This is a genomic window from Streptomyces sp. NPDC052036, assembly GCF_040680495.1.
Taxonomy (GTDB): Bacteria; Actinomycetota; Actinomycetes; order Streptomycetales; family Streptomycetaceae; genus Streptomyces.
The window spans coordinates 99,948-111,214 of the sequence record NZ_JBFAWW010000025.1 but is presented as its reverse complement, the minus strand read 5'-3'; the positions used below and the strand labels follow the sequence as shown (position 1 = coordinate 111,214).

Genomic DNA, 11,267 nt, shown 5'->3' with positions numbered 1-11,267 from the left:
GCCGGCACCCGCGCGGCGACCTCGCGGTAGGTGCCGTCCAGCAGCGCGGCCCGAGCCGCCAGGTGCTCCCCCGCCCCGGCGGGCAGGTTGAGCGACGCCAGCACGGTGGGCTTGGCCTGCTCCCACGCTTCCCCATCCAGCAGCTTCGCGCGGGGATCGCCCCACTTGGAGGAGTTCTTCGCGAACACCTGCTTGCTCCGCAGCATCCGGTGCAACTGTTCCAGCACGCAGAACGCGTACGCCTTCCAGTCCACGGTGCCCGGCTCCAGGTGCGGCGCGGACAGCACCAGACGCCGCCACGACCCGGTGAGCAGGCCGGTGTCGATCTCAGCCGGGCCGACCTTCTTGCGCCCCATCAAGTCCGGCAGCGACTTCAACGCCTCCAGCACCGGCAGGCCCTCCGGGGTGGCGCCGAAGTCGACCACCGTCACCAGCAGCTTCAGGAACGGCCGCACGGTGCCGAACCGGGTGACCAGTTGGGTCCGCCATGCCGCGTCCGCGTCCGAGTCGAGCGGCGGAGTCAGCTCGAACAGTGCTGCGATCGCCGCCGCCAGCTCGTGCCGGGGCACCACCTGCTCGATCCGCTCCCACATCGCCTCCAGCGTCTCCACCTCGGGCGGGGTGATCTCCCCGGTGTCCGTGTCGACCTGCTCGCTGGTGCTGTCGAACACGATCTGGAACGCGGCGGCCAGCTTCGCCGACGCCCTCTCCACGCGCGGCAGGGTCTTCAGCTTCTCCTTCGCCGTCTCCCGCTCCGCCCTGGCCAGCAGCTTCGTCGCGATCGGCACCTCCAGGAGGTCCAGGGCGTCATCGACCGCCCGGGACGTCAGGTAGACCGAAGTGGCCAGCAGCGTGGCCAGGCGCCGGGAGTCACCGTGCCGCTTGAGCAGCGACGCCTTGCCGTCGATCCCGTACCGCGACAGCTCTGCCAGCCGCCGCGGCGGTATCGCGGACACGTCCACCTCGCCCATCCCGAAGGCCGCGATCTCCTCGGCCCGTTCCAGCGCCCACTTCATCTGGGGGCCGGAGATCCGCACCGGACCGCGCCGTAGCCGGTCCAGCTCCGACACTCGCGCCCCTGGTGGCACGGAGAGCAGCGAGTCCAGCACCGCGCGCTGACCGGTGCTGAGCAGCCCGTAGAGGGTGTCCCACAGCCGGTTGTTCGCCGCCTCCCGGATCGTGCCCACCAGCCGGGCCAGGCGGCTGGCCCCGGGCAGCAGCACCCGGCGCTCGCGCAGCCACCCAGCCGCCGCGTCGAACAGCGACTTCGGCCCGTCGCCGGTCGTCCAGGCCCGCGCGTCGAGCCACTCGCTCAGCTCGTCCCGCACCTCGGCGAAGTCACGCCAACCCCCGGCTTCCTGGATCTCCCCGGCATGCGTACGGGCCGTCCCGTCCCGCTCGCCGTACTCCTTCAGGCACGACGAATCGGCGATGCCCAACTGCTCGGCCAGGTACTCAGCCACCTCCGCCGGCACGTGCCGCGGGTCCGGCATGAACCGACGGGGTGCCTGGCGGAGCAGGGCATGCCGTCTGCCGGACCGGTCACCGGCCGGGCGCCGTACTGCCGCCGTCACGCACGCGCGAGCGTGAGCAGACCGCACCGCCCGCCGTGGCTGCGGGGGAGCACTTGCTGCCGCGATGTGGCCGAGCCCCTCGTGGGCGCTCCGCTCACCGCGCCGCCGCCGTGGTGACCGGCCCGGCGATCCCCCCGCGGGGGGCGAGCAAGCCGGCGCTTTCCCGTTTTCCAGCCCTCGTCTGAGGGCCCCGTTTCTGGAACCCCCAGGTTGACCCCGCGGGCCCCGGCGGCCGCCGCCTCGGGGGTTGAGGAACATCCGTGTCAGATCGGTCCGGCGACCGACGCACCGTCAGGCTCCCACCAGGGCCGACGAAGGCTTAGCGCACGATCTGACACGGATGTTCCCCAACCCCCGGATCCGCAACGACCGCCAGGACATGCTGGCCGCCAACCACCTGGCCCGTGCCCTGTACGCACCCCTCCTTGCCGACCCGCGCCGCCCGGCCAACATCGCCAGGTTCATCTACCTCGACCCGGCCGCCTGAGCGTTTCTCCCCGCTCTGGCCTCCGACCCCACCCTCACGCTCGTGATCTACACCGCCGTTCCCGACACCCCCAGCGCCGACGCTCTCCGTCTCCTGTCCACCGGGGCCGCCACCCAGGGCCAGCCGGCCCCCGAGCTCCCCGAGCGCCTCGCCTGACCAGCGGGGACGGCGCAGACGATCACGGAGTCGACCGTCGTCACCGACACCGCGAGGATCGGCCGGGTGCCCCTTCCTCGGCCGCGCCCCGGCGTTCCGGCCGTCCCTGGAACGGGCCGGTGACTCCTGTGCCCGGAGACAGCCGCAGACGGCGGATCGGCGCGACGGCGATGAGGGCGGCGGCACAGCCCAGGCCGACCACCGCGGCGACCAGCAGCGGCGCGCGCAGGCCGAACGCGGTGCCGACGGGCCCGGACAAGGTCTGACCGAGGGGGACGGCGAGGATGGAACCGGCGACCTCGTAGGCGGCCACCCTGCCCAGCCGGTCCTCCGGGATCTGGGTCTGCACCGCGGTGGCCCACTGGACGCCCCAGAAGGCCCAGCCGATCCCGCTCACTCCGTAACCGAGCATGAGCAGCGGCAGGGCGGGGGCCAGTGCCGCGGCGAGCGGCATGAGCGGGAACAGGAACATCGCGAGCCCCCCGCCCAGCAGCGGGCGGGACGGACGGATCCGCAGCGCGACCAGCCCGCCGAGGACACAGCCGGCGCCGAACGCCCCCTCGGCGTAGCCGAACGCGGCCTTGCCGTGCGCGGCGATGACGGAGGCCGCACCGAGCGGGGTGAGCGGTCCCCAGACGAAGATGCCGAGCACCCACCAGATCAGAATGACGCCCCACAGCCAGGACCGGGAGCGGAACTCGTCCCAGCCCGCGCGTAGATTCCGCAGCGTGGAGGCCGACCGGTCCACCGTGAACGGCGGCAGCCGCAGGGCCATCAGACAGATCCCGCTGACCGCGAAGGTGGCGGCGTCGACCGCGAACACCCAGGCGGCCGAGGCGGAGGCGACGAGCAGTCCGGCGAGCGTGGGCCCGGCCATCGTGGCCATGCCCTGGCTCACCCGCAGCACTCCGTTGGCCTGCCGAGGATCGGCGGCGACCTGCGGCACCAGGCTGGTGAGGCCCGGCTGGAACATCGCCGTCGCCGTGCCGCCGAGCAGCGACCCGGCGATGACGAACCACAGCGGCGGATGCCCGAGGCCGAGACCGGCCGCGAGTGACCCCTGGATCAGACACCGCACCACGTCCGCGCCGATCATCATCGGCCTGGGGTGGAACCGGTCCGCGAACACCCCGCCGAACACGACGAAGAGAGCGAACGCACCCATCCAGGCCCCGAGCGCGAACCCGACCGCACTCACCCCATACCCGAGCGAGAGCAGGGCGACGGCCATCGCGACCGGGATCATCGTGTCGCCGAGCATCGACACGATGCGGGCGGTGAAGTAGAGGGCGAAGTTACGGGTCCACAGGCGGGTGGGCGCGAGGACGGACACGCTCATGATCGGTCATGGTGACGGCACGACGGGCCGGTTGCAAGGTCTAGACCACAACTTCGTCGGGCGAGGTGAGGCCCACAGGGTGTGCGCGCGGTCTCCTCGGTTCTGCGAACAAGGTGACGACAAGGCCCGGGTCACACCGTGTGGCACGCGGCGATCGCCGCGACACGGTGTGACCCGGGCCCAAGCGGTCCGGCGGTGTCTGCCGAGACCCGCGGGTACGACCTAGAGGTCGAACTCGTGCGGCGGCAGGTCGAGCGCGAAGCACGCCTCCCTGACCACTGCCTGCTCGTCCTTGTCGAAGTTCCCGTCGGCGCCCCCGATGACGATGCCGATCTGGATCACGGCGCGGGCCTCGGTGGGCTTCTTCTTCGCCTTGCCGATCTCCTGCAGCACGCTGACCTTGCCGAAGTCGAAGTCGGCTGCCAGCTTGTTCAGATTGTCCTCGAAGCGGCGGCGCAGGTCGTCGGCCGGGAAGTTCTGCAACACCTCGTTCGTGGCGATGAGCTGGGCGACACGCTGGCGCTCGGAGGGGTCCACGGTCCCGTCCGCCGCGGCCACGAGCGCGCACATGGCCATGCTCGCGTCGCGGAACGCACCGCTCTTCAGATCGTTCTTCTTTGCCACGAGCTGGGTCTGCATCGTCGAGGCCGATTCCTTGATGCGATCCCACAGGGCCATGGAGAACTCCCTACGTCGTCGAGGCCGGCCCGTCCCGGTGGATGGGCCGTGACCTCTCATTTCTACGGCGACGTAGGAGGAAACTGACGGGATGCCGCAGAAGTTCCGCGCGCGTTCCACTCCGCGATCACGGGCCAGTCGTGCTCGGTGGAGAGCCGGCTGACCGTGGCCGTCTCCAGCCGCAGCAGCCGCCCCTCGGCGGCCGACAGGCCCAGATACCGGGCGGCCAGGACACGCAGGAAGTGACCGTGGGCCACGAGGATCACATCGCCCTGGGCGAGCGCCGGCGCGATACGGGCCAGCACCCGGTCGGCGCGCGCCGCCACCTCGTCGGGCGACTCGCCCGGATGTCCGTCCGGGCCGGGCGGCGTACCGTCGGTCCACAGACGCCACTTTGGCCGCGTGCGGTGTATCTCGACCGTGGTGATGCCCTCGTAGCCGCCGTAGTCCCACTCGTGCAGATCGGGGTCGGGTACGGCGTCGAACAGTCCGGCCAGTTCCGCCGTGCGGACCGCCCGGGCGAGCGGGCTGGTGAGGGTGAGGGCGAAGGTGCGTCCGGCGAGCAACGGGGCGAGGGACTTGGCCTGTTCCTCGCCCCGCTGGGTGAGGGGCAGATCGGTCCAGCTGGTGTGCTGTCCCGATCTGCTCCACTCGGTTTCGCCGTGGCGGACCAACAGGAGGTCGCCCATGGCTGGTTACTCCTTCGTCGACTCGACCGCGTGGCCGCCGAACTGGTTGCGCAGGGCGGCGATCATCTTCATCTGCGGGGAGTCGTCCTGCCGGGAGCTGAACCGCGCGAACAGCGAGGCGGTGATGGCCGGCAGCGGCACCGCGTTGTCGATGGCGGCCTCCACGGTCCAGCGGCCCTCGCCGGAGTCCTCGGCGTAGCCGCGCAGCTTGTCCAGGTGCTCGTCCTCGTCGAGGGCGTTGACCGCGAGGTCCAGCAGCCAGGAGCGGATGACCGTGCCCTCCTGCCAGGACCGGAAGACCTCGCGGACGTTCTCCACCGACTTGATCTTCTCCAGCAGCTCCCAGCCCTCGGCGTACGCCTGCATCATCGCGTACTCGATGCCGTTGTGGACCATCTTGGAGAAGTGCCCGGCGCCGACCCGGCCGGCGTGGACGTACCCGTACGGGCCTTCGGGCTTGAGCGCCTCGAAGATCGGCTGGAGGCGCTCGACGTGCTCCTTGTCGCCGCCGACCATCAGGGCGTAGCCGTTCTCCAGGCCCCAGACGCCGCCGGAGACGCCCGCGTCGACGAAACCGATGCCCTTGATGCCGAGTTCGGTGGCGTGCTTCTCGTCGTCGGTCCAGCGGGAGTTGCCGCCGTCGACCACGATGTCGCCGGGTGACAGCAGGTCCTTGAGCTCGTCGATGACGGACTGGGTGGGGGAGCCGGCCGGGACCATCACCCAGACCACGCGCGGCCCCTCGAGCTTCTCGACCAGTTCGGGCAGGTGCTTGACATCGGAGACGTCCGGGTTGCGGTCGTAGCCGACGACGGTGTGGCCCGCGCGGCGGATCCGCTCGCGCATGTTGCCGCCCATCTTGCCGAGGCCGATGAGGCCCAACTGCATCGCTGTCATGTCAGTTTCACTTCTTCCTGAGCGTACGGTAGGCGGCCACGAGAGCAGTGGTGGAGGGGTCCAGGCCGGGCACCTCGGCGCCCTCGGTGAGGGCCGGTTCGATCCGCTTGGCGAGGACCTTGCCCAGCTCGACACCCCACTGGTCGAAGGAGTCGATGTTCCAGACCGCGCCCTGGACGAACACCTTGTGCTCATAGAGGGCGATGAGCTGGCCGAGGACGGAGGGGGTCAGCTCGGTGGCGAGGATCGTGGTGGTGGGGCGATTGCCCTTGAACGTCTTGTGCGGAACCAGCTCCTCCGGGACGCCCTCGGCACGCACCTCGTCCGGGGTCTTGCCGAAGGCAAGTGCCTGCGGCTGGGCGAAGAAGTTCGCCATCAGCAGGTCGTGCTGGTCCTGGAGTTCACCGCTCAGCTCGTCGACGGGCCGGGCGAAGCCGATGAAGTCCGCCGGGATGAGCTTGGTGCCCTGGTGGATGAGCTGGTAGTAGGCGTGCTGGCCGTTGGTGCCGGGGGTGCCCCACACCACCGGGCCGGTCTGCCACTCCACCGGGTGCCCGTCGCGGTCCACCGACTTGCCGTCGGACTCCATGTCCAGCTGCTGGAGATAGGCGGTGAACTTGGACAGGTAGTGGCTGTAGGGCAGTACCGCATGGGTCTGGGCGTCGAAGAAGTTGTTGTACCAGATGCCCAGCAGGCCCAGCAGCAGGGGCGCGTTGGCCTCGGCGGGAGCGTTCTTGAAGTGCTCGTCGATGAGGCGGAAGCCGTCGAGCATCTCCCGGAAACGGTCCGGGCCGACAGCGATCATCAAGGACAGACCGATCGCCGAGTCGTAGGAGTAGCGGCCGCCGACCCAGTCCCAGAACTCGAACATGTTGTCGGGGTCGATCCCGAACTCGGTGACCTTCCCGGCGTTCGTGGACAGTGCCACGAAGTGCTTCGCGACCGCCTTGTGGTCGCCTTCCAGGCCGTCGAGCAGCCAGGAGCGGGCAGAGGTCGCGTTCGTGATCGTCTCGATCGTGGTGAACGTCTTGGACGCGACGATGAACAGCGTCTCCGCCGGGTCCAGGTCCCGCACGGCCTCGTGCAGATCGGCCCCGTCGACATTGGAGACGAACCGGAACGTCAACTCGCGCGCGGTGTACGGGCGCAGCGCCTCGTACGCCATCGCCGGGCCCAGGTCCGAGCCGCCGATGCCGATGTTGACGACGTTCCTGATGGGCTTGCCGGTGTGGCCCGTCCAGTCGCCCGAACGGACCCGGTCCGCGAACGCGGCCATCTGGTCGAGGACCGCGTGGACCTTGGCCACCACGTTCTCGCCGTCGACCTCGATCACCGCGTCCCGCGAGGCGCGCAGCGCGGTGTGCAGCACGGCCCGGCGCTCGGTGACATTGATCTTCTCGCCGCGGAACATGGCGTCCCTGAGGCCGAACACATCGGTGGCGGTGGCCAGTTCCTGGAGCAGGGCGAGGGTCTCGTCGGTGATCAGGTGCTTGGAGTAGTCGATGAGCAGATCGCCGACGCGCACGGTGTAGCGCTCGGCCCGCCCGGGGTCCTGCTCGAAGAAGGCGCGCAGGTCGGGGTGGAGGAGCGGGCCACCGCGATGGTCCTCCAGGGCCGTCCACTCGGGGCGTCGGGTGAGCCTGGGGCTGTCAGTCATTGCCGGCGTTCTCCTTGGCGCCCTCGCCGCGCAGGGCGATGGCGTACATCTCGTCCGCGTCGAGGCGGCGCAGCTCCTCGGCGATCAGTTCGGAGGTGGGGCGCACCTTCAGCGCGAGGGTGCGCGAGGGCTGTCCCGGCAGGGTCAGGGTGGCCAGCGGGCCGTCGGGGCGGTCGATGACGATCTCGCCCTTCTCGGTGCCCAGCCGCACGGTCGTGATGACCGGTCCGGCGGTGACGATCCGCTCCACCGGCACCCTGAGCCGGCTGCCCAGCCAGCGGGCCAGCAGTTCGGAGCTGGGGTTCTCGGCCTCGCTCTCGATCGCCGCGTAGGTCACCTTGGTCCGCGCCTGGTCCAGGGCGGCGGCCAGCATCGACCGCCAGAGGGTGAGCCGCGTCCAGGCCAGGTCGGTGTCGCCGGGGGCGTAGGAGGCGACCCGGGCCTTCAGGGCCTCGAGCGGGTGCTCCACCGCGTACATGTCGGTGATCCGGCGCTGCGCGAGGGCGCCCAGCGGGTCCTGCGCGGGGTTGTCCGGCGCGTCCACCGGCCACCACACGACGACCGGAGCGTCGGGCAGCAGCAGGGGCAGGACCACCGAGTCGGCGTGGTCGGACACCTCGCCGTACAGCCGCAGGACGACCGTCTCGCCGGTGCCGGCCTCCGAGCCCACCCGGACCTCTGCGTCGAGCCGGGAGGCGGTGCGGTCCCGGGGGGTGCGGGCGTGCCGCTTGATGACCACCAGGGTGCGCGAGGGGTGCTCGCGCGAGGCGTCCTCGGCCGCCTTGACCGAGTCGTAGGCGTTCTCCTCGTCGGTCACGATGACCATGGTCAGCACCATGCCCACGGCGGGAGTGCCGATGGCGCGGCGGCCCTGCACCAGCGCCTTGTTGATCTTGCTTGCCGTGGTGTCGGTCAGGTCGATCTTCATGGCCTGCGCCAGCTCCGTCCGTCTCGTGCGAGCATCTCTTCGGCTTCCTTCGGGCCCCAGGTGCCCGAGGGGTACTGTGCGGGCTTGCCGTGCTTGTCCCAGTACTCCTCGATCGGGTCGAGGATCTTCCAGGACTCCTCCACCTCCTCGGTACGGGGGAACAGGTTGGCGTCGCCCAGCAGTACGTCCAGGATCAGCCGTTCGTACGCCTCCGGGCTGGACTCCGTGAACGACTCGCCGTAGGCGAAGTCCATGGACACGTCCCGGATCTCCATCGAGGTACCCGGCACCTTCGAACCGAAGCGCACGGTCATGCCCTCGTCCGGCTGGACGCGGATGACGATCGCGTTCTGCCCGAGTTCCTCGGTGGCTGTGGAGTCGAAGGGCGAGTGCGGGGCGCGCTGGAAGACCACCGCGATCTCGGTGACCCGGCGGCCGAGCCGTTTGCCGGTGCGCAGATAGAAGGGGACGCCCGCCCAGCGGCGGTTGTCGATCTCCAGCTTGATCGCCGCGTAGGTGTCGGTCTTCGACTGCGGGTCGATGCCCTCCTCCTGGAGGTACCCGACGACCTTCTCGCCGCCCTGCCAGGCGCCCGCGTACTGCCCGCGCACGGTGTGCCCGCCGAGGTCTTCCGGCAGCCGCACCGACTTCAGCACCTTCAGCTTCTCGGTGAGCAGCGCCTCCGCGTCGAAGGCGATGGGCTCCTCCATGGCCGTCAGCGCCATCAGCTGGAGCAGATGGTTCTGGATGACGTCACGGGCGGCGCCGATGCCGTCGTAGTAGCCGGCCCGGCCGCCGATACCGATGTCCTCCGCCATCGTGATCTGGACGTGGTCGACGTACGACCGGTTCCAGATCGGCTCGTACATCTGGTTGGCGAAGCGCAGCGCCAGGATGTTCTGGACGGTCTCCTTGCCCAGGTAGTGGTCGATGCGGAAGACCTGGTCCGGCTCGAACACGTCGTGCACGATGGCGTTCAGCTCACGGGCGCTGGCCAGGTCGTGGCCGAACGGCTTCTCGATCACCGCGCGCCGCCAGGAGCCCTCAGGGGCGTCCGCCAGCCCGTGCTTCTTCAGCTGCCGGACGACCTTCGGGAAGAACTTCGGCGGTACGGAGAGATAGAACGCGTAGTTGCCGCTGGTGCCCCGGGAGGCGTCCAAGTCGTCGACGGCGGCGCGCAGTTGCTTGAACGCGGTGTCGTCGTCGAAGTCGCCGGGGACGAACCGCATCCCCTCGGCGAGCTGCTGCCACACCTCCTCGCGGAACTCCGTACGGGCGTGCTCGCGCACCGCGTCGTGCACCACCTGGGCGAAGTCCTGGTCGGCCCAGTCGCGACGGGCGAACCCGACCAGCGAGAAGCCCGGCGGCAGCAGACCACGGTTGGCGAGGTCGTAGACGGCCGGCATCAGCTTCTTGCGGGACAGGTCACCGGTGACGCCGAAGATGACCAGACCGGAGGGCCCGGCCACCCGGGGCAGCCGGCGGTCGCGGGGGTCACGCAGGGGGTTGTCCCAGTCGGCGACCGGGACGGGTCCGCCGGCCTTCTCGGCCGGGGCGGCGGTCTTCTCGGCCGCGGCGGCGCCGGTCTTCGAGGCCGCGTCGGGGGATCCTGCCCCGGGAGCCTTGGTCTCCTCGGTCGCCTGCACCGCGGCCTCCTCGGCGTTCCTCACGGCCGAGGACGCCTTCGTCTCGCGACGCTCCTTGCTCATGCTGCGTCAACCCCCTTGCTGTTCAGTGATGTCGTGACGGCGTCCAGCAGGTCCTGCCAGGCCACCTCGAACTTGGCGACACCCTCGTCCTCGAGCTGCTTGACGACCTCGTCGTACGAGATGCCGAGCCGCTCCACGGCCGCGAGGTCCGCGCGGGCCTGCGCGTAGCCGCCGGTCACCGTGTCGCCCTGGATGTCGCCGTGGTCGGCGGTGGCGTCGAGGGTCGCCTCCGGCATGGTGTTCACCGTGCCCGGCGCGACCAGTTCGTCGACGTACAGGGTGTCCTTGTACGCCGGGTCCTTCACGCCGGTCGAGGCCCACAGCGGGCGCTGCTTGTTGGCGCCCGCCTCGGCGAGGGCGAGCCAGCGCTCACCGGCGAAGACCTCCTCGTACGCCTCGTAGGCGAGCCGTGCGTTGGCGAGCGCCGCCCGGCCCTTGAGCGCGAGCGCCTCGTCCGTGCCCAGCTTCGTCAGGCGCTTGTCGATCTCGCTGTCGACGCGGGAGACGAAGAAGGAGGCCACGGAGTGGATGGCGGACAGGTCGAGCCCGGCGGCCCTGGCCTTCTCCAGGCCGGCCAGATAGGCGTCCATGACCCGGCGGTAGCGCTCCAGCGAGAAGATCAGCGTCACATTGACACTGATGCCCTGTCCGATGACCTCGGTGATGGCCGGCAGGCCGGCCTCGGTCGCCGGGATCTTGATCATCACGTTGGGGCGGTCGACGAGCCAGGAGAGCTGTTCGGCCTCCGCGACGGTCGCCCGGGTGCGGTGGGCGAGCCGCGGGTCGACCTCGATGGAGACCCGGCCGTCCCGGCCGTCCGTCGCGTCGTACACGGGCCGCAGTATGTCGGCGGCGGCACGGACGTCGGCGGTGGTCATCATGCGGACGGCCTCCTCGACCGTCACGCCGCGCTCCGCCAGCCCGGCGAGCTGCTCCTCGTAGCCCTCCCCGGAGCCGATGGCGGCCTGGAAGATGGAGGGGTTGGTGGTGACGCCCACCACGTGCTTCGTGGCGAGGAGTTCGGCGAGGTTGCCGGAGGCGATGCGCTTGCGGGACAGGTCGTCCAGCCAGATCGACACGCCCGCGTCGGACAGGCGCTGCAGAGGCTCCGCGGCTGCGGTTGCTTCGGTCACTGTGTTCATCTTCCTTCGTG

General features: G+C 70.3%; 9 protein-coding genes and 1 pseudogene. 1 reads left to right on the top strand and 9 read right to left on the bottom strand.

Going from position 1 to position 11,267, the window contains the following annotated elements:
• Window positions 1-1,496, bottom strand: a pseudogene (locus AB0L95_RS28970) (DUF4158 domain-containing protein); the annotation flags it as partial.
• A gap of 325 nt (window positions 1,497-1,821) precedes the next feature.
• On the opposite strand from AB0L95_RS28970, the gene AB0L95_RS28965 reads away from it, so the two are divergent.
• Entirely contained in the window at window positions 1,822-2,061 is a 240-nt protein-coding gene (locus AB0L95_RS28965; RefSeq protein ID WP_365166343.1) for a hypothetical protein, read from the top strand.
• Between the two features lie 196 nt (window positions 2,062-2,257).
• Here AB0L95_RS28965 and AB0L95_RS28960 read toward each other — a convergent pair whose 3' ends face one another.
• From AB0L95_RS28960 to tal, 8 genes are all read right to left on the bottom strand, one after another.
• A complete protein-coding gene (locus tag AB0L95_RS28960; protein ID WP_365166340.1) occupies window positions 2,258-3,556 on the bottom strand; it encodes an MFS transporter in 1,299 nt (432 codons plus the stop codon).
• 222 nt (window positions 3,557-3,778) lie between these two features.
• Window positions 3,779-4,234, bottom strand: a complete 456-nt coding sequence (locus AB0L95_RS28955; protein WP_365166338.1) for a TerB family tellurite resistance protein — start codon at window positions 4,232-4,234, stop codon at window positions 3,779-3,781.
• Window positions 4,235-4,296: 62 nt separating this feature from the next.
• A complete protein-coding gene (locus tag AB0L95_RS28950) occupies window positions 4,297-4,923 on the bottom strand; it encodes a histidine phosphatase family protein (protein ID WP_365166336.1) in 627 nt (208 codons plus the stop codon).
• Between the two features lie 6 nt (window positions 4,924-4,929).
• Window positions 4,930-5,811, bottom strand: coding sequence for a phosphogluconate dehydrogenase (NAD(+)-dependent, decarboxylating) (gnd, locus tag AB0L95_RS28945; RefSeq protein WP_365166351.1), 882 nt, complete (start codon window positions 5,809-5,811; stop codon window positions 4,930-4,932).
• A gap of 16 nt (window positions 5,812-5,827) precedes the next feature.
• The gene (gene pgi / locus AB0L95_RS28940; RefSeq protein ID WP_365166334.1) at window positions 5,828-7,477 is read right to left on the bottom strand and encodes a glucose-6-phosphate isomerase; all 1,650 of its coding nucleotides are present in this window, start codon (window positions 7,475-7,477) and stop codon (window positions 5,828-5,830) included.
• Window positions 7,470-8,405 carry a glucose-6-phosphate dehydrogenase assembly protein OpcA gene (gene opcA / locus AB0L95_RS28935; protein WP_365166332.1) on the bottom strand — a complete coding sequence of 312 codons (936 nt, stop codon included), beginning with the start codon at window positions 8,403-8,405 and terminating at the stop codon, window positions 7,470-7,472. Before opcA ends, pgi begins: the two co-directional genes overlap by 8 nt.
• Window positions 8,402-10,114 carry a glucose-6-phosphate dehydrogenase gene (zwf, locus tag AB0L95_RS28930; RefSeq protein ID WP_365166330.1) on the bottom strand — a complete coding sequence of 571 codons (1,713 nt, stop codon included), beginning with the start codon at window positions 10,112-10,114 and terminating at the stop codon, window positions 8,402-8,404. The genes opcA and zwf overlap by 4 nt, the downstream gene beginning before the upstream one ends.
• Window positions 10,111-11,256, bottom strand: a complete 1,146-nt coding sequence (tal, locus tag AB0L95_RS28925; RefSeq protein ID WP_365166328.1) for a transaldolase — start codon at window positions 11,254-11,256, stop codon at window positions 10,111-10,113. The genes zwf and tal overlap by 4 nt, the downstream gene beginning before the upstream one ends.
• Between the last annotated feature and the right edge of the window lie 11 nt (window positions 11,257-11,267).